We start from the raw sequence: 20,967 nt of genomic DNA, 5'->3' as shown, positions 1-20,967 counted from the left end.
CGCCGGAGAACCGACGGCCGCTAAGAATTTGGTGATGAAAACGCTTTCGTCTCCGTGCCGTTTAAGCGGCACGGCGACCCTGATGTGTGGCGGGAGCGGTGCGTTCGCCACTGACGCGGAATCCGCGGATGAGGTCGATCAGCTCGTCGGTATCGGTGGCCAGCGTCTCGGCCGATGCCGTGGTCTCTTCGGCCATGGCGGCATTCTGCTGCGTGGCGGCGTCGAGCTGGTTCATCGACGAGGAGATCGAGCGCAGCGTCGTGTCCTGTTCGGAGGCGCTGTGGGCAATCTTGGCGACGATCTCGTTGGCGGCCTTGATCTGGTCGGAGATCCGTTTCAGCGCTTCGCCTGCCTCGCCGACCAGACGGACGCCATGGTCGACCTGGCTGGAGGAGCGGGCGATCTGGTCCTTTATCTCCTTGGCGGCCGCGGCGGAACGCTGGGCAAGTTCGCGCACTTCCTGGGCGACGACCGCAAAACCCTTGCCGGATTCGCCGGCACGCGCTGCCTCGACGCCGGCATTCAGCGCCAGAAGGTTGGTCTGGAAGGCGATCTCGTCGATGACGCCGATGATCTTGGTGATCTCCGAGGACGACTTCTCGATGCCGCTCATCGCCTCGATCGCCTGGGTGACGATCGCATCGCTATGGGTGGCCTCGGTGCTGACCGAGTGGACGCGCTTGCTGGCTTCGTGCGCGCCATCGGCCGTCTGGCGGACGGCGACGGTGAGCTCATCGAGGGCGGCCGAAGTCTCTTCCAGGCTGGCCGCCTGGCGCTCGGTGCGCTGCGATAACTCGTTGGAGGCGCGGCGGATCTCTTCCTTGCTGGTGCCGATGTCGGTGCCCTTGGCACTGACCTTGGCCATGGCGGCTTCGAGATGCGACAGCGCATCGTTGAAGTTATCGCGGAGGGCGGCATACTTCTGGCCGAGATCGGCGCAGCGGACGGTGAGATCGCCACGGGCAATCATCGCCAGTGCCTGGCCAATCGTTGCCACCACCCGCGCCTGGAGCGTCGTCTCATCCTGCTGCTGGCGCAGATTGTTCTCGCGCTCGCTTTCCAGAGCCAGCTGCTGAGCCGCCTCGCGATCGGACATCTGATGGCGTTCCCTGATCTTTTCCTGCAGCGACAACGTCGCCTTCGCCATCATGCCGACTTCGTTGTTCATCCCGGTATGCGGGATGGCTATCGAAACATCCTCTTCGGCGACGGCCTTCAGGGCGGCATGGACGTTGTTGAGAGGTCCCGATATGCCGCGGATGACAAAGTATGCGGCTGTCATGGCAAGGAAGAACAGAACGATGCTGCCGGAGAGCGCGGTCAGGATCGTGCTGTTTATCTGAGCATCGAGATCGTCCATATAGACGCCGGTGACGACGACGACCTTCCAGGGATCGAAGGCCTGTGCATAGGCCGTCTTGCGAAAATCGCCAGCGGGGTGGCCCGGTTTGGCTGTGGAATAATATTCGACGAGACCGCCGCCCTGCTGCCCGAGCTTGACCAGCTCTTCTCGATAGAGCTTGCCTTTGCTGTCCGGCTGACCCTTGTTGACCTGACCGACTTTCGCGGCATCATAGTGGAACATCATCTGGATGTCGTAGCTATAGCCGAAGAAATAGCCATCGGGGTCGTATTTCATCGCATTGACGGTGGCGTAGGCCTGCTTCTGGGCGTCTTCCAGCGTCATTTCGCCGGCAGTCACTTTGGCCTGGTAGATTTTGAGAACAGAGACCGCAGACTGCACCTCCGCCCGCAGCATGTCGTAGCGTTCGTTGTAGATCGCGTTGACGGAGGAGCGGATCTGCAGGGAGGTGGCGATCGCAAAGGCGATCATCAGGCCGACGACCAGCAATATGAGCTGCTTCGATATCTTCAAATTTTTCATGACGCCTCGCAACGGGAATGGATGGCTGCATTCCGGTGCGGTCTTCTACCGCCTGTGCGAGCGCGCCGAAAAAGAGGACGCGTCTACCGCTGCTAAAATAAACATGCTGCGACCGGGTAAAGTATCAATTAATGCTCACCCTATAAAAAAGCTTTAATTTTGTTGTTCGCGATGTGAACTTCCCTGAAAATCAGGGGGTAAAGTTACAAGGCAGACCGCCGGATTTTCATCCGCCGGCCAAATATCATTTCTCTTTTGAATTCTCAGCGTGCCCGGTGCATCAAAACATGAATGCACCCCCGCTGCTCATCGAGGGTGCATTCGGCCCACCTGTGGTGGACCCCCAAACGATCGAAACCTTGATCAGGCGGGGGCAGGGAATTTGTTGTTTAGGCAATTCCGGACGCAAAACCGCTCAACACTTTTGCCGGAAGTTGCTCCTAGAAACGCAGCTTGAATTCGGAAGCGTTTAGCGCTGCCGGTTGTTCCACCATACCTGCCGCAACGGGCCTGGCGTCGCCGCCAATGACGGCCGCGGTGGTTGAATTCATGTCGATGCCGTCGACCGGCGGCGCCGGCGGCGCGGCCGCAATCATGGATTCAGGCGTCGCCTTGCTGACGAAAACGACGGGCGAGCCACCCATCCAGCCTTCGGTGCGGTAAATCTTCTTTTCACCGCCGACATCGCGGATTTCACTCGCCTCGAGGACGCCGGGCTTCAGCTCCGGCACCGTATAGTCCCTCTTGGTCAGCTCGGTCTGGAGCGGCGGGCAATGGGCGCAGGTTTCGGTGACGATGCTGCCTTCAGCACGCGGCGCAGTCTTGCCGACCACCTCGATCGAGGACGCCATCGCAGAACCTGCCATCAGCAGGATTGCCGCACCGAGGAAAATCTGACGCATCAACGCTACTCCGTCTCATCTTGGGAGCAAATTAGCGCAGCTTTGTTTCTATCCCGTCAGGGGAAAGGGTAAAAATTTAAAGAACGGGCCGGTTTATACTCATTCCGCGCCGGTTTCGCGCTCGATCGCCCGCCAGCCGATGTCGCGCCGGCAAAAGCCGTTTTCCCATCTTACCCTGTCGAGCAGCGCATAGGCGCGGTCCTTGGCCTCGGCGACCGTGCCACCTGACGCGGTGACGTTCAGCACGCGGCCGCCGGTCGCAACCAGCACACCGTCTTTCAGACCCGTGCCGGCATGAAACACCTTCTCGCCCTCGCCCGTATCAGGCAGGGAGAGGATCGGCGTATTCTTCTCGTAGGCGCCGGGGTAACCCTTGGACGCCATGACCACCGTCAGCGCCGGATCGTCGTTCCATTCGGCGTTGACCTGATCGAGCGTGCCGTTGGCGGTGGCGAGCAGCAGCGGCAGAAGGTCGCTTTTCAACCGCATCATCATCACCTGGCATTCGGGGTCGCCGAAGCGGACATTGTATTCGATGAGTTCAGGCCCCTTCTTAGTGATCATCAGCCCGGCGAAAAAGACACCGGAGAAGGGATGGCCGCTCTCGGCCATGCCGCGCATCGTCGGCTCGATGATCTCCTTCATCGTCCGCTCGACCATTTCGGCGGTCATCACAGGCGCCGGCGAATAGGCGCCCATGCCGCCGGTATTGACGCCGGTATCGCCCTCGCCCACCCGCTTGTGATCCTGGGCGGTTGCGAGCGGCAGCACATGTTTGCCATCGCAGAGGCAGAAGAAGCTCGCCTCCTCGCCATCAAGATAGGCTTCGACGACGACTTCGGCGCCGGCAACGCCAAAGGCGCCTTCGAAGCAGTCGTCGACAGCAGCCAAAGCTTCCTCGAGCGTCATCGCAACCGTGACGCCCTTGCCGGCGGCAAGGCCATCGGCCTTGACGACGATCGGCACACCCTCGGCGCGGATATAGGCTTTGGCCTTCGGTCCATTGTTGAAGCGCTGGTAGGCGCCTGTCGGGATGCCGTAGCGGGCGCAGATATCCTTGGTGAAGCCTTTGGAACCCTCGAGCTGGGCTGCGGCAGCGGAGGGACCGAAGACCGCCAGGCCATCGGCGCGCAGCCGGTCGGCGAGGCCGGCAACCAGCGGCGCCTCCGGACCGACGACGACCAAATCGATCGCCTTGTCCTTGCAGAAGGCCGCGACCGCTTGGTGATCCTCGATGTCAAGGGGCACCAGCACGGCGTGTTCGGCAATGCCGGGATTGCCGGGTGCAGCATAGAATTCCGTCATCAACGGCGATTGCGCCAGCTTCCAGGCGAGCGCATGCTCGCGTCCGCCCGATCCGATCAACAGAACCTTCATGCGCGACCCTTTCCTGTTTCGTCTGGCGGTTAAGGGCGAAGGACCGAAAGGTCAAGCGGGAAAGCTCACCAACCCCCGCCTCCGCCGCCTCCGCCGCCCCCGCCGGACGAGCCGCCGCCGGAAAAACCGGAGGATGAACTAGACGGCGGCGGCGAAGGAATCGTCGAAGCGATGGTCGAGGCCATCGACGAGGAAAAGCCGCCGATACGATCGGAGAAACCGCCGCTGTTGAAATTGCCGGAATACCAGGCGGGTGCATAGGCGGCAGCCGCGCCGGCGGCAGCTGCCGCAAGCCAGGCCTCGAAAGTGCGCGACCAGGGCTTTTCGACGCCGAGCGCCACCGCATAGGGCAGTAGCGTCTCGAAATGCTGCGGCGACATAGAGGGCGCGCCAGCCGTGTTCATCCGGTCCTTCTCGGCAAGCGTCAGATACTGGCGCAGGCCATCTATGCCGTCCATCATCTTGGCGCCGAGCGGGGTCGGGGCGCCCATGATGAAGAAATACAGGATGTTCAAAAGCACGATGCCGCCGACGGCAAAGAGCATCGGCGTTTCATGCAGCTCCATCAGCGACGAGGTGAGCACCATCACCATGATCGCCAGGATGCTGACGCCGACGAAAACGCCGATCGCCGTGGAGATGATGGCGATGATCTTGCCGAACAGCGACTTGCCGCGATGCACCGATCTGACGAGGCCGGCGGCAAACACCGCGACGAAGACCGAGATGGCGATTGGAATCAGCATCAGCGCGATCGTCTCGGGCTCCAGCGAACCGAAGAAGAACAGTATCACCAGGGCGGCGGCACTGAGCACGATGCCGCCTGCGGTATAACCGAGGTTGGAATTGTAATATTTGCCGCGGTGTTCCTTCTCGATCGCCGAGCGAAAGGCCTGGCCGACGGACTTCACCCGCTCGCCATTGGCCTTGTCGATCGTCAGCGTCGAGCCGGCGCCGCCGGCAACCTTCAGCAATTCGATCTCGCCGGCCTGGAATTTCTCCTTGCCGAGCGGCTTGCCAGTGCCGTGGATAACGATCGAATTCTTCAGGTCCTCGAGCTTGACGTAACCGCGAACGGCGAGATTGAGCGCAGTGGCGGACAGCGCCGTCCAGCCTCCGCCGGAGAAGCCCTTATTGTCGATGTAGTTGACCAGTGCCGGCGAGATGCCGTCTGGCGCATCCCAGCGCGGCACGACGACGCCGCGGGCGGGATCGCGGCCGACCTTCAGCCAGGAGCGCGTATAGTAGGCGAAGACGAGGATCAGGCCGCCGAAGCCGATGAAATAATTGCGGTTGTCCTTCAACCACCAGCTGCTTTCCATATCGGCGCTCGGCGCATCGATGGCGCCCTTCGCCATCTTGATCGAGAAGGTCAGGCCTTCGTGTGCGTCGAGCGGCTCGGTCGTCGAAAAGACCAGGCCGGCGCCGGTTTCGCTGACGCGGGCATTCTTGCCGGTCGCGCCTTCCGGGCCGGTGAAGAAGATCGTATCAGTGGCGCCGACACCGGGCGGCAGGTGCACCGTCGCCGTTGCCGAGCGGATCGGGAAGATCCAGCCATTGCCGGTGACGTTCCAGTAGAGTTCGTCATGATCGTCGAAATAGCGGATCTGGCGGTTGGTCTTGTAGGTGAAGACATATTGATGACGGCCCGGCGTCACCGTCACATCGGCAGAACCGGCATAGATGCGGATGCCGCCTGATATCGACTCGGTGTGCCAGGGCTCGTTATCGCCATCACGCTGGACCGAGACCATATCGAAATCGACGCTGCGGCGGCGGCCCGCGGCATCGGTGAAATAGAGCGGGAAGTCACGGAAGATGCCGTGGTCGATCTGGTTGTTCTCTGCATTAACGGTGATCGTTTCCGTCACCGTCATCGCTCCGCTCTTTTCGAGCGCGATATCGGAGGCGAAACTGTCGATCACCTCGGCGGCAAACACCGCCGGAGCGGCGAGCATCAACAGCAGCGCAAAGCAAAATCCGAAAACCCGACGCCCCATCCCTGTCTCCTCGCCGGCAGCCTCGGCTGCGCGTTCCGTCAATCGTTGTCCTGGTATTTCACGCCGAGTGCCGCGAGCGTCCGCCAATAGGCGGGGAAGGTTTTGCCGACGCAATCGGGATCGAGAATGGTAATGCCGTCGATCTTGAGCCCTGCCAGCGCGAAGCTCATGGCAATGCGGTGATCGGCGAAACTGTCGATCTCCGCCGATAGACGCTTTCCCGCAAGTGCGGGATCGGACTGCACGATCAGATCGTCGCCCTCTTCGCGGGCAAGGCCTGAAACAATGCGGTTGAGGCCGGTCGAGAGCGCCCGGATGCGATCGCATTCCTTGACGCGCAGATTGGCGATGCCGACGAAGCGAACCGGCGTCTCGTTGAAGGCGGCAAGCACGGCAAGGGTCGGAACGGCATCCTGCATCTGCGAGCCGTCGATCGCTGCCGGCAGATGCGGGAATTTGGCGATGATGTCATAGGCGCGCGCATCGGGCTGCGAGAAGCTATCGGAGGGAACACCGAGATCGATCGCGCCGCCGGTGAGAACCTCGGCCGCCCAGAGATAGGTCGCAGCCGAGGCATCCGGCTCGACGATGAAATCGGCGGCGCGGTAGCCGGTCGGCTCGACCCGCCATGTGACGGGGCTGGTCTTCTCGACCTTGGCGCCGAAGGCCTTCATCGCCGCCGTGGTCAGGTCGATATAGCCGAGTGCGCCGATATCCTCGCCGACGAGTTCGATATCGACCGGCCGGTCGCCGCCGGCCGCCATCATCAGCAGTGCCGAAACATACTGGCTGGACAGGCCGCCATCGATGCGGATGCGGTCGGCCTGGAAGCGGCCGGTGCCCTTGACGGTGACCGGCGGGCAGCCGGTCTCGGCGGTCACGTCGATGCCGAGCGTGCGCATCGCCTCGACCAGCGGGCCGATCGGCCGCTTGCGCATATGCTCGTCGCCATCGACGATGACGGTGCCGTCGACCAAAGCCGCAGCCGCCGTCAGGAAGCGTGTCGCCGTGCCGGCATTGCCGAGGAAGAGCGGCGCCTTCGGCGGCAGCAGCTTGCCGCTGCCGGTGACGACAAAGGTGGTATCGTCTGGCTCGTCGATCGAAACACCCATGGCCCGCAGCGCTTCGGCCATATAGCGCGTATCGTCGCTCTTCAGCGCCCCGGTCAGCCGGCTGGTGCCCTTCGCCAGGCCGGCAAGCAGCAGGGCGCGATTGGTGATCGACTTTGAGCCCGGCGGCATGGCGGGGCCCGAAAGCGGCCGGCCCGGCGGAATGATCGTGAGTTTGGCTGTGCGTGTCATGCTATTTTCTTCCGTCCATGGGGCGTCCCTAAAGCGCGTGCCGCGCTTTAGGTCTTTGGTTTTGCGCATGTCGTTATCGCAAAACCGCTGCACACTTTTGCGCGACATGCTCAGAGCATGATGCCGAAAAGTGTGCAGCGGTTTTCGGGCGACATCATGCTCTAACTCTTTAATTGAGAACAGGATTCAGATTTTAGGCCGACCTGGCCTAAAATCATCCTGTTCTCGCCGGCCGCAAACTGCCCTTGCTCTTAATTGCTTTCTGGCAAAGGCAAAATGCCGGATCGTCAGAATTTCACGGTGGGGACAGCGCGGTCGGCCTCGTTGGTGATTTCGAAATATTCCCGCTTGGCAAAACCAAACTGGCCGGCGACGAGATTGGACGGGAAGCTTTCGACCTTGACGTTGAGATCGCGGGCGGCGCCGTTGTAGTAACGCCGCGCCATTTGCAGCTCGCCCTCCATGGTTTCCAGCGAAGCCTGCAGCTCGGCAAAGTTCTGGTTGGCCTTGAGATCCGGATAGGCTTCGGCGAGCGCCATAACACGACCGAGCGCCTGGCCGAGCAGGCCTTCCGCCTGCGCCCTGCCGGCGACATCGCCTGATGGCACGGCTTGCGCCTTGTTGCGGAGCTCAACCACCTCTTCGAGCGTCGACTTTTCATGGGCGGCATAGCCCTTGACCGTCTCGATCAGGTTCGGGATCAGGTCGGCGCGGCGCTTGAGCTGGACATCGATGCCCGACCAGGCCTCTTCCGCCATCTGCCGCGCGCGAACCAGGCCGTTGTAGATGAAGATGAGATAGAGCGCGACCAGAACGATGACGCCAAGTGCAATATACATCGCGAATCCCCCGCAGCGAAGTAATGTCGGGGCGGACACTAAGCGGTTTTGCCGGCTGCCGTCAAACGCCGATATCTCCGAGGATTCGGGCCGTCGTCTGCTCCGGCAAAAGGCCTGTCGTGTCGATTTCGACGGTGCGTTCAGCCAGCCCGCGCAGCAGCCTGTGGTTTGCCCGCAGCCGTTGCAGTACCGCAATATCCGTCAGCTTGAGCGCCTCGGACCGGCCGGGAGAGGCAAGGCGCCTGGCGTTCTCTTCCGGGGCGCAATCGAGCAGGATTGCCACCAGATCGGCGCCTCTTGCGGCAGCCAGATCGCGATACCAGGAAAACGTCGCAGTGTCTTGTGCATCGTCCGATAAGGCATCGGTGAAGACGAAGCTTTCAGCCGGGTCTGCGCGCACGGCATGATCGAAAACCGCCTGGCGGATCTGCCCACGCAGCGATGCGTGCAGCGGATCGCTGCGCGAGAACAGGGCCTCAGCCGGATTGAGCAGCATGTGATTATCAACGAGCCGCGCGCCGAGCCTCTTCGCCAGCAGGCGGCCGACAGTCAGCTTTCCAGTGCCCGGCCAGCCGTTGATATGGATGATGCGGCTGGCTGGCTGTTGCGTCACGCCGCCTCTTTGGCCAGATTGACGCCGCCGGCATCGGTCAGCAGGAAGGCTTCGCCACAGGCCTTGGCGAGCGTGCGTACGCGCAGGATGTAGCTCTGCCGCTCGGTAACCGAGATGACGCCGCGGGCATCGAGCAGGTTGAAGACGTGGCTAGCCTTGATGCACTGGTCATAGGCCGGGAAGACGCATTTGTGCAGGCGCTGGTTGGCGTTGTCGCCGGGTGCGCCGGCATCGAGCAGCGCCCGGCATTCCTTCTCGGCATCGACGAAGTGGCGATGCAGCATCTCGGTGTTGGCGAATTCGAAATTATGGCGCGAATATTCCTGCTCGGCCTGCAGGAAAACATCGCCATAGCTGATCTTCTCGTCGCCTTCGCGGCCGTTGAAGTTCAGGTCATAGACATTGTCGACGCCCTGGACATACATGGCGAGGCGTTCGAGACCATAGGTCAGTTCGCCCGCGACGGGTGAGCATTCGATGCCGCAGACCTGCTGGAAATAGGTGAACTGCGAGACTTCCATGCCATCGCACCAGCACTCCCAGCCGAGGCCCCAGGCGCCGAGCGTCGGGCTTTCCCAGTCGTCCTCGACGAAACGGATATCATGCAGCAGCGGATCGAGACCGATCGCCGCCAGCGAGCCGAGATAAAGCTCCTGCAGATTTGGCGGGTTCGGCTTCAGGATGACCTGGTACTGGTAATAATGCTGCAGCCGGTTCGGATTCTCGCCATAGCGACCGTCGGAAGGGCGGCGGGATGGCTGAACGTAAGCGGCCTTCCAGGGCTTGGGGCCGAGGGCGCGCAGCGTGGTGGCCGGATGGAAGGTGCCGGCGCCGACTTCCATGTCGTAGGGCTGCAGTACCGCGCAACCCTTATCCGCCCAGTAATGATGCAGGGTCAGGATCAGCGCCTGAAAGGAGCGCTTCGGGTTCATATGGTCTGGGATAGCTGACATCAACGGCACCGATTGCGTGGGATTTATCGGCGCGACAGGTGCCATGGAGGGCGGCAGGGGTCAAGACTTTTGCGGCGGCGGAGAGATCTAAAACCCCTCCCCAACCCCTCCCCACAAGGGGGAGGGGTTAACTTGCTGCGCCCGCTTTCCAGATCTTCGACGTTCAAGGAGGAGCGAGGCGGGTACTCCGGGTTAGTCCCTCCCCCTTGTGGGGAGGGGTTGGGGAGGGGTCTAGGATGCTGGATGGGGCAGAGCAGTGGCGAGACCCTTCAATTTGTGCTCTTAATTTTATTCGCCCTCGCGCTTCAGCCGGTATTCACCGGTCTCCGGGTCCTTGACCAGCGTGCCGATCGCGCCGGTCTGGCGCTCCTTTTCGGCGCGGCGCGACTTTTCGGCGAGCTTGCGGGCGTCAGAGACGAAGCGGCGGTAGAGCCACCAGGCTGAGAAGATCAGGATCAGAATGGTAATTAACTGCGGCATGCCCCTCTCTTGCTCCCTTCAAAGCCCGAAACGGCTCCACAATGCTCTCTCTTCCGCCGCTTCGACAAGCCCTGTTGCGAGACCGGATGCAGCGCCCTCGAGCGACACCGGGGACACGCCGGGAATTCGGCGGCCGAACAGGCCGCGGCCGGCGGTGACGAGCTCCAGCTTGGTCTTCTGGCCGTAGCGCCTTTTCAGTTCCTGGCGCATGTCGCCGAGGCCATCGATGAGGCCGAGCTCCAGGCCGCGCGTGCCGCTCCAGAACAGGCCGGAAAAGACCGTCGCATCGTCTGTCAGCTTGCCGGCGCGACGCTCGCGCACCATGGAGATGAAGACTTGATGAATTTCGAGCTGCAGGCTCTTCAGATATTCGATGTCCTTTTCCTTTTCCGGCTGGAACGGATCGAGGATCACCTTGTTTTCGCCGGCGGTATAGACGCGGCGCTCGACGCCGATCTTCTTCAAGAGTTCGGGAAAACCGAAACCGCCGGAGACGACGCCGATCGAGCCGACGATGGAGGTGGCATCGGCAATGATCTCGTCGCCGGCCAGCGCGATCATGTAGCCGCCGGAGGCGGCGACATCCTCGACGAAGACCAGAACCTTCTTCTGCTTCTCGCGGGCAAGCTCGCGAATGCGGGTGAAGATCAGGCGCGACTGGACGGGCGAACCGCCCGGCGAATTGATGGAGATGGCAATCGCCGGCGCGTCCTTCATAGCGAAGGCCTTTTCCAGAACCGGAGAGACATTGGCCAGATTGAGGGTCGGCCGGAACTGGCCGCCGCCGCTGATGATCGCCCCCTGCAGCCGGACGACCGGGATGGTGATGCCGTCCTTGCGGAACCGTTTCGGCAGCAGTTTTCTCAAGAATCCGGCCATTTCCCATCCTTCGCTTCGGGTCGCACGATCGCAGTTTGCGATCGGCATCCATGTATGCGTTGGAACGGCAAACGCAATCCCCGCGTTCCCGAAAATAGCGGGTTTGAATTTGTTGTTGCGAATGACTTGCATTATCATTCTAATTCGTCATAGTGCGCTGACGATAGAACAGGTGGAAATCGCATGGACGTCCTTAATCCGAATGCAAAGAGCGGTTGGCGGCACGAACGCGGCGAGGCGTCGCTGTCCGATGTCTACCGCACCGTCGGAACCGGGCGTCACAGCTCGATGTGGCGAAGGGCGGCAGCCTTCGCCGGGCCGGGCTACATGGTCGCCGTCGGCTACATGGACCCCGGTAATTGGGCGACATCCCTCGCCGGCGGCTCGAAATTCGGCTATGCGCTGCTCACTGTCGCGCTGCTTTCCAACCTGATGGCCATCGTGCTGCAATCGCTCTGCGCGCGTCTGGCGATCGCGTCGGGCCGTGACCTCGCCCAGGCCTGCCGCGACGCCTTTCCGAAATATGTCTCGCTGCCGCTCTGGGCTTTTGCGGAAATCGCCATCATCGCCACCGACATCGCCGAGGTGATCGGCACGGCGATCGGCCTCAACCTCTTGATGGGCATCCCGCTTGAACTCGGCGTGCTGATCACCGCACTCGACGTCTTCGTTATCCTCTTCCTGCAGAAGCTCGGCTTCCGCTGGGTGGAAGCCTTCATCATCGCGCTGCTCGGCGTCATCGCGGTCTGCTTCGGTGTGCAGATCCTGCTGGCCGACCCGCAATGGGGCGCCGTTCTCACCGGCTTCTTCCCGACCACGGAGATCGTCACCAATCCCGAGATGCTCTATCTGGCACTCGGCATTCTCGGCGCGACCGTCATGCCGCACAATCTCTACCTCCACTCCGGCATCGTACAGACGCGGGCCTACGGCCATACGGTTCCCGAAAAGAGGGAAGCGCTGACCTTTGCGACGATCGACTCGACGGTGGCGCTGTGTTTCGCGCTGCTGATCAACGCCTCGATCCTGATCCTGGCGGCCGCCGCCTTCAATGCGCACGGCAAGACCGACGTCGTCGAACTCGGCGATGCCTATTCGCTGCTGTCGCCGCTGCTTGGCCTCGCCATCGCGCCGACGCTGTTCGGCATCGCGCTTCTCTGCTGCGGTCTCAATTCGACGGTAACGGCAACGCTTGCCGGCCAGATCGTCATGGAAGGCTTTCTCAAGATCCGGCTGAAGCCATGGATACGCCGGCTGATCACCCGCGCCATCGCCATCGTGCCGGCGGCGATCGTCACCATCTGGTATGGCGACCAGGGCACGGCCGAGCTTTTGATCCTCACCCAGGTGGTGCTCAGCCTGCAGCTTTCCTTCGCCGTCTTCCCGCTTGTCATGTTTACCGGCAACAAGGCCAAGATGGGCGAACTCGTGGCGCCCCGCTGGCTGAGCGGCATCGCCTATCTGATCGCGATCGTCATTGCAGGACTGAACGTCAAGCTGCTCTTCGACTTCGTCACCGGCTGAAGCAATTCCAGGAAAAGTGTGGCGCCAGTCTAAAGCCTGGCGTAGGCCGCCCGGCCATTGTTGAAATCATCGACGAGAGGGGAGAACTTGTGGCTCCCCTCTTCGTGCATGATGAGGCCCGCACGCAGCGACAGCCGCGCCCGCGATCCCTTGATACCAGTCACCAGGATACGCACGGCGTTTTCACCCGGACGCGGGTGGATAGCGGTGATCTCGATGCCGCCGAAGCGCCGGCCGCAGGCGGCAACGATCTCGGCGATCGACTGAGGCCTGGCGATCAGCGACAATTGCCCGCCTGGGATCATGATGGCGCCGGCCGTGCGGATCCAGCTTTCGAACAGGCCCTCGGTCATCGCATGGGCTTCGGCCTTCAGCGCATCCGGCGTGCGCCGATCACCGGCGTCATTGAAGGGCGGGTTCATGATGACGTGGTGGAAGCTCTCATCGGTGAGCCCCGCATCGTTGCGCGCCTTGGAGGTCAGCGTCACATCGGCCTCGACGACGCTGACGCGGCCCGCGACATGGGCATTGTCGGGCAAGAGGATGCTGCGGCGGGCATAATCGGCCATCTCGGCCGAGCGCTCGAAGAGCACCACTTGCGAATTGGCAAGCCGTGAGGCGACGGCAAGACCGGCGGCACCGGCGCCGGCGCCGAGATCGGCAACCCTGACCGGGCGATCGTCGGCGACCAGAGCTGCAAGCAGCATCGCATCCATGCCGGAGCGATGGCCCCTGCCCTTCGGCTGCATCACGTGGAAGGCGCCGCGATGAAAGGCATCGATGGTGTCAGTGGTTTCCCCGGTCATCGGAGCTCACTTCCGCTCGCGCAACTCGCCACCGAGACCGGCATCGATGAGGATGCGGCGCGCCTGATCGGCCATCTCCTCATCCACCAGCAGGCGGCGCGACAGCATGCCGAGCGAGCCCTCCAGCACGCTCATGCCCTGATCGGCGATGAAGCAGTGAATTCCGGCATCCTTCATCAAACTCTCGGCATAGGAGAGAAGAACGGGGTCGTTGGCGCGGATAAGTTCATGCATTTGCCGTCGTTTTCCTTCCAATTTCGCTCAGCGCGACAATTCACCCCTTGCCGCGTCCATCGCCCCTTTCTATTGTCAGATGCAAAGAATGAACAGGAGTCCGGGTCGTTGGGCGTGGTCATACCGCTTGAAGAAAGCAAAAACAAACTGGCATCCATCAAGCCATTGGTCGATCTCACCAGGGCGGACATGGAGCGAGTGAACCAGCTCATTCTGTCCAAGGCCGGCTCCGACGTGCAGATGATCCCCGAAGTGGCGAACCATCTTATCTCATCGGGCGGCAAGCGGCTGCGGCCGATGCTGACGCTGGCTTCCGCCTCGCTGTTCGACTACAGGGGCGAAAACCACGTCAAGCTCGCCACCTCAGTCGAGTTCATGCACACGGCGACGCTGCTGCATGACGACGTCGTTGACGAGAGCGATCTTCGCCGCGGCAAATCGACGGCGAGGATGATCTGGGGCAACCAGGCAAGCGTGCTGGTCGGCGACTTCCTGCTCGGCCAGGCCTTCCGGATGATGGTCGATGTCGGCTCGCTCGATGCGCTCGACGTCTTGTCTTCCGCGGCTTGCGTGATCGCGGAAGGCGAAGTGCTGCAGCTTTCCGTCGCCAAGAACATGGAGACGACCGAGGACGATTATCTCTCCGTCATTCGCGCCAAGACGGCGGCCCTCTTTGCCGCTGCCGCCGAAGTCGGGCCGATCGTCGCCGAGATCGGCCGGTCCGGCCGCAATGCGTTGAAATCCTACGGCATGAATCTTGGGCTCGCCTTCCAGCTCGTCGACGATGCGCTTGATTACGGCGGCAAGGCGGCCGATCTCGGCAAGAATGTCGGCGACGATTTCCGCGAAGGCAAGATCACCCTGCCAGTCATTCTGGCCTATCGCCGCGGCACCGAGGACGAGCGCGCCTTCTGGCGCGATGCGATCGAAGCCGGCAACAGCACCGACGCCAATCTCGAAAAAGCGCTGGGGCTGATCACCAAATATGGCACGCTCAGCGACACGATCGGCCGCGCGATCCATTACGGAACGATCGCACGGGACGCGCTTGCGCCCCTTCCCGATACGGTCTGGAAATCCGCCCTGATGGAAGTGATCGACTTCTGCATCGAGCGCGTCAATTGATCAAACGTCCTTGATCGCAGGCTGATTTTCTTGCAGCGCCGCTTCAAAAAAGCCATCCTGTTGTGAATCAGTGATCGCAACTGGTTTTGCGACCGGCAGCATTTGTCGGGACGCCGTCGAAGAAAGGTTTCCTAATGCGGCAGAGACTTGCCATCCGTCTTCTTACGAGCGCAGCGCTTGCAGCTGTCCTTTCGCTGGGCAGTGTCGCCGGCGTGAACGCCGAGGATGCGGCCAAGGCAGACGATGCCGGTACGGCCGCTCACTTTGATGCGGACAGCGTCACCACTTTCTCCGGCGCCTTCCTTGCCGCGCGCACCGCCGATGTCGATCATGACTACGAAACGGCGATCGAGCTCTACAAGAAGGCGCTGCAGATCGAGCCAGGCAATCCCGAGATCCGCCAGCGGCTGATGATCTCGCTGCTGCTCAGTGGCGACATCAAGGAGGGCGTCAAATATGCCAACGACCTGAAAGGCGATCCTTCCGTCGAGCGCATCACCACGATCGTGCGCGGCATGGATGCCGTGCGCCGCGACGACTACAAGACCGCCGAGTCCATCCTGAAATATAAGGGGCCGAACGATCTCGACCGGATGATGAACGACCTGCTGCTCGCCTGGGCCCGCGTCGGCGCCGACCGCGGCAAGGAAGCACTCACCATGGTCGAGAAGATGAAGGGGCCGGACTGGTTCCGCATCTTCCAGAATTACAATGCCGGGGCGATCGCCATCGTCACCGGCGACGTGAAAGCCGCCCGTCAGCATCTGAACGATGCCGTGCTCGACAAGGAAGGCGGCGCAACGGCGCCGGATACCTTCATGCGCGCGGTGATGGCGCTTGCCCGCCTCGAAGCAACACAAGGCAACAAGCAGAAGGCGCTCGACGCCGTTTCCGTCGGCGACAACCTGTTGCCGAACTATGCGCCGCTGAACGCGCTGCGCGACAGCATTGAAAAGAACGAGAAGCAGGAACAGCAGGTCAAGACGGCCGAAGAAGGGGCTGCCGGCGTGCTCTTCTCCGTCGGCGGCGCGCTGAACCGCGACGGCGCCGAGGACATCGTCTCGCTGTACCTGCAGACGGCCAATGCGCTCGATCCGAACAGCGCCGATACGCTGGTGCTGCTCGGCGGCATCGCCGAGAAACAGAATCAGATGGACCGCGCCATCGCGCTCTACAAGAAGGTGCCGGAGAATTCGCCGATGCGGCGCATCTCCGAGTTGCAGCTCGGTCTTGCCCTTGCCCAGGGCGGCAAGGTGGACGAGGCGCGCAAGCACCTGCAGGCGCTGATCGCCTCCGACCCGAAGGACATCCGCAGTTACCTCGCCTATGGCAGCGTCCTCTCCGACGCCAAGGACTACGAGGCGATGGCCACCAATTACGACAAGGCCGTCGAAGCGATCGGCCCCATTCCCGGCCGCGCCAACTGGAGCGTCTTCTTCCAGCGCGGCATTGCCTATGAGCGGCTGAAGAAGTGGGACCAGGCGGAGCCGAACTTCCGCAAGGCGCTGGAGCTCAATCCCGACCAGCCGCAGGTGCTGAACTATCTCGGCTATTCCTGGATCGACATGAACCGGAACCTCGACGAAGGTCTCGGCATGATCAAGAAGGCCGTCGACCTTCGCCCCGACGACGGCTACATCATCGATTCGCTCGGCTGGGCCTATTTCCGCCTCAACCGCTTCGATGATGCCGTCGACGAGCTGGAGCGCGCCGCCCAGATCAAGGCCGGCGACGCGACGATCAACGACCATCTCGGCGACGCCTACTGGCGCGTCGGCCGCAAGCTCGAGGCCGTCTACCAGTGGAACCGGGCGCTCAGCTCCGAGCCCGAAGCTGCCGAGATCCCGAAGATCAAGGACAAAGTCGCCAACGGCCTGCCTCCCGCCAGCGACGATGCCAAGGCGGCCGACAAGAAGCAGCCGGATCCGGCGCCCGTCATCCCGCCGCCGGTCGACAAGAAATCCTGACGGGCGGAAGGCATGCCTGATAAGGGCTTGGCCGGAAACAGATCAAAGAAATAGAGCATGATGTCGTCCGAAAATCTCTCACACTTTTCGGCATCATGCTCCAGCATCACCGAGGAAGCTCGCGCGAAGATCAACCTGGCCCTGCATGTGACGGGCCAGCGGCCGGACGGTTATCATCTGCTCGATATGCTGGTGACCTTCGCAGATCATGGCGACCGGCTGGCCTTCACGCGGTCGCCGGCCGACGAATTTTTTCTGTCTGGCCGTTTCGGCGAAACACTTGCCGGCGATGGCGGCACCAACCTGGTGCTGAAGGCGCGCGACCTCCTGCGAGAGGCGATCGGTCCCCTCGCCTTCCCCGTCCGCATCCATTTGGAAAAGAACCTGCCTGTTGCCTCCGGTATCGGCGGCGGCTCGGCCGATGCGGCTGCGACGCTGCGCGGGCTGATGCGACTCTGGGGCGCGACATTGCCCGAGGAGGCGCTCGCAGCTCTCGCCCTGAAGCTCGGCGCCGACGTGCCGATGTGCCTTGCGAGCCGGCCGCTGATTGCCCGCGGCATCGGCGAAGAGCTCGAACCCGTGCCGGAGCTGCCGGCCTTTGCCATGGTGCTCGCCAATCCGCTGAAGGGCGTCTCGACGCCCGAGGTCTTCCGCCGGCTGGCGGAGAAAAACAATCCGGCTCTGCGCCTGGCACCGAGCCGGCTTCAGACTGCCGACTGGCTCGCGGCAATTGCTGCTGCCCGCAACGACCTGGAGCCGCCGGCGCGCGAACTCGTGCCCGAGATCACGGCGATCTCGGCGATGCTGCAAGCGAAGGGCGCGCTTTTGACCCGCATGTCCGGTTCCGGTGCCACCTGTTTCGGCATATTTGCGAGCATGACTGCTGCCAAAGATGCGGCGGCAGCACTTCACGACGCGCGCCCTGACTGGTATTTCCAGGCGACGGAAACCGTTTCGGGAGGCGCATGATGGCAGATCTGGACGAAAAACGGCCCTTCGTCGCGGTCGGCATTGCGGTTCTGACTGTCTCGGATACCCGCACGCCGGAGACGGACAAGTCAGGCGATACGCTGGCGGCGCGGATCACGGAGGCGGGCCACAGGCTGGTCGACCGGGGAATTGTGCCCGATGATCGCGAAAAGATTGCCGCTCGAGTGAAGGCCTGGACTGAGAACGAAGATATAGACGTCGTCATCACCACTGGCGGCACCGGCTTTACCGGCCGCGATGTGACGCCCGAGGCGCTGGAACCTTTATTCGAAAAGCGGATGGACGGCTTTTCCGCCATATTCCACCGGATCTCCTACGAGAAGATCGGCACGGCGACGATCCAGTCGCGCGCCACGGCAGGTGTTGCCAACGCCACCTTCATCTTCGTGCTGCCGGGTTCGCCCGGCGCCTGCCGGGATGCCTGGGACGGCATTCTGAAAGGACAGCTCGACTATCGCAGCGTGCCGTGCAATTTCGTCGAGATCATGCCGCGTCTGGACGAGCACCTGAAACGCGGCGCGACCAAATAGACTGCCTGCAACAGCGGCATCGCCTAAAGCGCGTAATCTTTCAGATTCGCTCCTTGCGCTTCAGGTCATCGTTTTTACGCATGTCGTTATTGCAAAACCGCAGCACACTTTTGCGGGACATGCGTTATGTCGCAATGCCTGGCAGGATGGGCATCGTGTCCCAGCTATCACCCGACAGCAGGACGCAGCTTATGCCATGAACATCCGTGACGATGAGTGTCCAGGTGCCGCTTTCGGCGGCATAGACCTCGAGAATGGCGTTCTGGTTGATCAGTCCGACTGCCGTGAGCTTTTCAGCGAAGTTCTTGTCCAGGAAATTGGCGATTTCGGGTCGGCCTGCGCAACTGCGCATCATCTGCGATGCTGCCGAATGCGGATGCGCGATCACCATTGTCGGCAATATGACGGCTATGAGGCCGAAGACCATACCGCGTGTCATGACGCACCTCCTTTCGCCGGGAACCCGGCAGAAGAGGAGATTGTCACTGACCTGTTCTGCCGTTCACCGGCATTCCATGGCCATTCCGTTGCGAAGCGAGGCGCTTCGACGGCGCCATATTTGAATTATAGCGCGAAATCCTATTGGGTGCCATCTTTTGCGCGAACGGTGGAGAGAGTCGCGAACCTACCGCGCAGCGCGGGCGACCCAGGAGGGAATGAGTTCACTCGCCAGCCGGCGCGGCTTCTGGCCCTTGACGAATTCGGTGAGCCGCATGCCGCTTTTGGCGATGGCGAGCGCCTGCTTCTTCGGCAGGAGAAAGCCGAGTTCCAGCGGCGGCACGGTCCGGCCGACACGCTGGAAGAACGGGCGCCGGTAGCCGCGCGATGCGGTGAAGCGCGCCGGCAGCTTGTTCAGCGCCACATATTCGGCGATCTCATCGATCCAGCCGGCCTGGGGTCTTGCACCCGGCTCGACGAAAAGCAGCCATTCGCCGCGGGCAGCGCGGACGATGTCCTTGATATCCCATTGCGAATGGAAGCGGCAACCGGCGGCGTCGGCCACCCGCGAGGTGCCGTCGCGCGAGCCGTGATCGAGCACGACCACATCGCTCACCAGCCCCTCCACCGCGCCCGCCACCAGTACCGATAAAGTCTGTGCCAGCTCAGATTCCTGATCCTGACATTCGAGAACAACCGTCAACATTGACTATTTATAATGCGCCGCACAAATTTTTGCCAGCGCCGTTTTCCTCATTTTGTTCTTGCATTGTTCTCTTTTTGCGGATAGGAATTTAATCAGCAAAACGGGCGACGGCGATGGCTTTTCGCCGCGGGAGAATCCGATGAGAGAGCAGTCCCTGGCAGGGCAGGCCGCATTCGCGCCTGCCAATACGGCAGATATTGCCGATGCGATGATCGTTTCCTCCGGTCTGAGGGTCGAGGTCGATCGGCGTCGTGGGCGTGGGGCGGGACTGAACCCGACAGGTCGATTCGAAGCGCAGCAGCGCGAGACCGTCGACGACGGCTGGCAGACGTGGGAAGAATTGCCGCCGTTCAAGACGGAAGTGCAGGTCGAAAAACCGCGCACGGCGATCACCCGTAACGAATCGCCGGACATTTCCTTCGACCGCTCGATCAATCCTTATCGCGGCTGCGAGCACGGCTGCATCTATTGTTTCGCCCGGCCGACACACGCCTATATGGGGCTTTCTGCGGGGCTCGATTTCGAGACGAAGCTGTTTGCCAAGCCCGATGCGGCAAAACTCTTGGAGCGGGAACTCGCCAAGCCCGGCTACAAGGTGCGGGTGATCGCGATCGGCACCAATACCGATCCCTATCAGCCGATCGAGAAGGAATGGCGCATCATGCGCGGCATCCTCGAGGTGTTGAACAAGGCGAACCATCCAGTATCGATTGTCACCAAGTCGGCGATGATCCTGCGTGATCTCGACATTCTGCAGGAGATGGCAAGCAAGAATCTAGTGCGTGTAGGCATCTCGGTGACCACGCTGGATCGCAAGCTTGCCCGGACGATGGAGCCGCGTGCCGCCACGCCGCCGCGGCGCCTGGAGACGATCCACACGCTGGCCGAAGCAGGCATCCAGACGGCTGTGATGGCCGCCCCGCTCATCCCGGCGCTGAACGACCACGAGCTGGAGCGCATCCTCGAATCGGCCAAGGCTGCCGGTGCTGCCGAGGCGAGCTATGTCATCCTCAGACTGCCGCTCGAGGTCAGTCCGCTGTTTCGCGATTGGCTGCTGCAGCATTATCCCGATCGTTATCGGCATGTGATGTCGCTGGTGCGCTCGATGCGCGGCGGCAAGGATTATGACGCCGAATTCGGCAAGCGCATGAAAGGCGCCGGTCCCTATGCTTGGCAGATCGCCCGGCGCTTTGAAATGGCAGCCCGGCGTTTCGAGCTGACGCGACGCAGCGTGCCGCTACGCGATGATCTGTTCGTGCCGCCGGATGGCAGCGGCGTGCAACTATCGCTGCTCTAACTTTTTTTCTCGCAATTCGGACAAAGCCGCTTCGCGCTTTGTCTGGAATTTCCTCTAACCTTTTACGCAATTCCGGACGGAGAACCGCTGCACACTTTTCCTGGAATTGCTTCTAGCTTGC

Annotated in this window: 20 protein-coding genes; 6 read left to right on the top strand and 14 right to left on the bottom strand. The window is 61.9% G+C overall.

Annotation, left to right across the window (positions count from 1 at the left end; genetic code table 11):
• Positions 1 to 61 precede the first annotated feature (61 nt).
• The 10 genes from N2600_RS03060 to N2600_RS03015 form a co-directional block, all read right to left on the bottom strand.
• Positions 62 to 1,885, bottom strand: a complete 1,824-nt coding sequence (locus N2600_RS03060) for a methyl-accepting chemotaxis protein (RefSeq protein ID WP_170262411.1) — start codon at positions 1,883 to 1,885, stop codon at positions 62 to 64.
• Between the two features lie 440 nt (positions 1,886 to 2,325).
• Entirely contained in the window at positions 2,326 to 2,787 is a 462-nt protein-coding gene (locus tag N2600_RS03055; protein ID WP_162118360.1) for a plant virulence effector HPE1-like domain-containing protein, read from the bottom strand.
• Positions 2,788 to 2,886: 99 nt separating this feature from the next.
• On the bottom strand, positions 2,887 to 4,164 hold the full coding sequence (gene purD, locus N2600_RS03050) for a phosphoribosylamine--glycine ligase (protein ID WP_260297924.1): 1,278 nt from the start codon (positions 4,162 to 4,164) through the stop codon (positions 2,887 to 2,889).
• Positions 4,165 to 4,229: 65 nt separating this feature from the next.
• On the bottom strand, positions 4,230 to 6,164 hold the full coding sequence (locus tag N2600_RS03045; protein WP_260298871.1) for a DUF2207 domain-containing protein: 1,935 nt from the start codon (positions 6,162 to 6,164) through the stop codon (positions 4,230 to 4,232).
• 38 nt (positions 6,165 to 6,202) lie between these two features.
• Complete coding sequence (locus N2600_RS03040; RefSeq protein ID WP_260297923.1) at positions 6,203 to 7,465, bottom strand: 3-phosphoshikimate 1-carboxyvinyltransferase; 1,263 nt, start codon at positions 7,463 to 7,465, stop codon at positions 6,203 to 6,205.
• Positions 7,466 to 7,752: 287 nt separating this feature from the next.
• Positions 7,753 to 8,304, bottom strand: a complete 552-nt coding sequence (locus N2600_RS03035; protein WP_017963039.1) for a LemA family protein — start codon at positions 8,302 to 8,304, stop codon at positions 7,753 to 7,755.
• 61 nt (positions 8,305 to 8,365) lie between these two features.
• Complete coding sequence (locus tag N2600_RS03030) at positions 8,366 to 8,917, bottom strand: AAA family ATPase (RefSeq protein ID WP_260297922.1); 552 nt, start codon at positions 8,915 to 8,917, stop codon at positions 8,366 to 8,368.
• Positions 8,914 to 9,870 carry a glycine--tRNA ligase subunit alpha gene (locus N2600_RS03025; protein WP_260297921.1) on the bottom strand — a complete coding sequence of 319 codons (957 nt, stop codon included), beginning with the start codon at positions 9,868 to 9,870 and terminating at the stop codon, positions 8,914 to 8,916. The genes N2600_RS03030 and N2600_RS03025 overlap by 4 nt, the downstream gene beginning before the upstream one ends.
• Before the next feature lie 288 nt (positions 9,871 to 10,158).
• Positions 10,159 to 10,350, bottom strand: coding sequence for a hypothetical protein (locus tag N2600_RS03020; RefSeq protein ID WP_162118366.1), 192 nt, complete (start codon positions 10,348 to 10,350; stop codon positions 10,159 to 10,161).
• An 18-nt stretch (positions 10,351 to 10,368) separates the two neighbouring features.
• Positions 10,369 to 11,229 (bottom strand): S49 family peptidase, encoded by an 861-nt coding sequence (locus tag N2600_RS03015; RefSeq protein ID WP_162118367.1) that lies wholly within the window; start codon positions 11,227 to 11,229, stop codon positions 10,369 to 10,371.
• A 183-nt stretch (positions 11,230 to 11,412) separates the two neighbouring features.
• On the opposite strand from N2600_RS03015, the gene N2600_RS03010 reads away from it, so the two are divergent.
• Entirely contained in the window at positions 11,413 to 12,753 is a 1,341-nt protein-coding gene (locus N2600_RS03010) for an Nramp family divalent metal transporter (protein ID WP_260297920.1), read from the top strand.
• A 29-nt stretch (positions 12,754 to 12,782) separates the two neighbouring features.
• Here the strand turns inward: N2600_RS03010 and N2600_RS03005 are convergent, their stop codons facing one another.
• Positions 12,783 to 13,559: a tRNA1(Val) (adenine(37)-N6)-methyltransferase gene (locus N2600_RS03005; RefSeq protein WP_260110218.1), complete on the bottom strand. Its 777-nt coding sequence runs from the start codon at positions 13,557 to 13,559 to the stop codon at positions 12,783 to 12,785.
• A 6-nt stretch (positions 13,560 to 13,565) separates the two neighbouring features.
• Entirely contained in the window at positions 13,566 to 13,793 is a 228-nt protein-coding gene (locus N2600_RS03000; RefSeq protein ID WP_024321294.1) for a putative signal transducing protein, read from the bottom strand.
• A gap of 108 nt (positions 13,794 to 13,901) precedes the next feature.
• Between N2600_RS03000 and N2600_RS02995 the strand changes: the two genes are divergently transcribed.
• The 4 genes from N2600_RS02995 to moaB all read left to right on the top strand — a co-directional run bounded on the left by N2600_RS02995 (position 13,902) and on the right by moaB (position 18,405).
• Positions 13,902 to 14,918, top strand: coding sequence for a polyprenyl synthetase family protein (locus N2600_RS02995; protein ID WP_017963032.1), 1,017 nt, complete (start codon positions 13,902 to 13,904; stop codon positions 14,916 to 14,918).
• A gap of 134 nt (positions 14,919 to 15,052) precedes the next feature.
• A complete protein-coding gene (locus N2600_RS02990) occupies positions 15,053 to 16,885 on the top strand; it encodes a tetratricopeptide repeat protein (RefSeq protein ID WP_260297919.1) in 1,833 nt (610 codons plus the stop codon).
• Between the two features lie 57 nt (positions 16,886 to 16,942).
• Positions 16,943 to 17,854 (top strand): 4-(cytidine 5'-diphospho)-2-C-methyl-D-erythritol kinase, encoded by a 912-nt coding sequence (locus tag N2600_RS02985; protein ID WP_260297918.1) that lies wholly within the window; start codon positions 16,943 to 16,945, stop codon positions 17,852 to 17,854.
• A complete protein-coding gene (gene moaB, locus N2600_RS02980; protein WP_260297917.1) occupies positions 17,854 to 18,405 on the top strand; it encodes a molybdenum cofactor biosynthesis protein B in 552 nt (183 codons plus the stop codon). The genes N2600_RS02985 and moaB overlap by 1 nt, the downstream gene beginning before the upstream one ends.
• 124 nt (positions 18,406 to 18,529) lie before the next feature.
• Here the strand turns inward: moaB and N2600_RS02975 are convergent, their stop codons facing one another.
• Together N2600_RS02975 and N2600_RS02970 are read right to left on the bottom strand one after the other, a co-directional pair.
• Complete coding sequence (locus tag N2600_RS02975) at positions 18,530 to 18,844, bottom strand: hypothetical protein (protein WP_260297916.1); 315 nt, start codon at positions 18,842 to 18,844, stop codon at positions 18,530 to 18,532.
• 186 nt (positions 18,845 to 19,030) lie between these two features.
• The gene (locus N2600_RS02970; protein ID WP_017963026.1) at positions 19,031 to 19,549 is read right to left on the bottom strand and encodes a glycosyltransferase family 2 protein; all 519 of its coding nucleotides are present in this window, start codon (positions 19,547 to 19,549) and stop codon (positions 19,031 to 19,033) included.
• 139 nt (positions 19,550 to 19,688) lie between these two features.
• Here N2600_RS02970 and N2600_RS02965 point away from each other — a divergent pair, with 139 nt between their 5' ends.
• A complete protein-coding gene (locus N2600_RS02965) occupies positions 19,689 to 20,846 on the top strand; it encodes a PA0069 family radical SAM protein (protein WP_170276672.1) in 1,158 nt (385 codons plus the stop codon).
• The last annotated feature ends 121 nt before the right edge of the window (positions 20,847 to 20,967 follow it).

The sequence above is a fragment of the Rhizobium sp. WSM1274 genome, assembly GCF_025200775.1.
GTDB lineage: Bacteria > Pseudomonadota > Alphaproteobacteria > Rhizobiales > Rhizobiaceae > Rhizobium > Rhizobium leguminosarum_I.
Note: the sequence above shows the minus strand (reverse complement) of the source record. Positions and strands in the feature narration are given on the sequence as shown.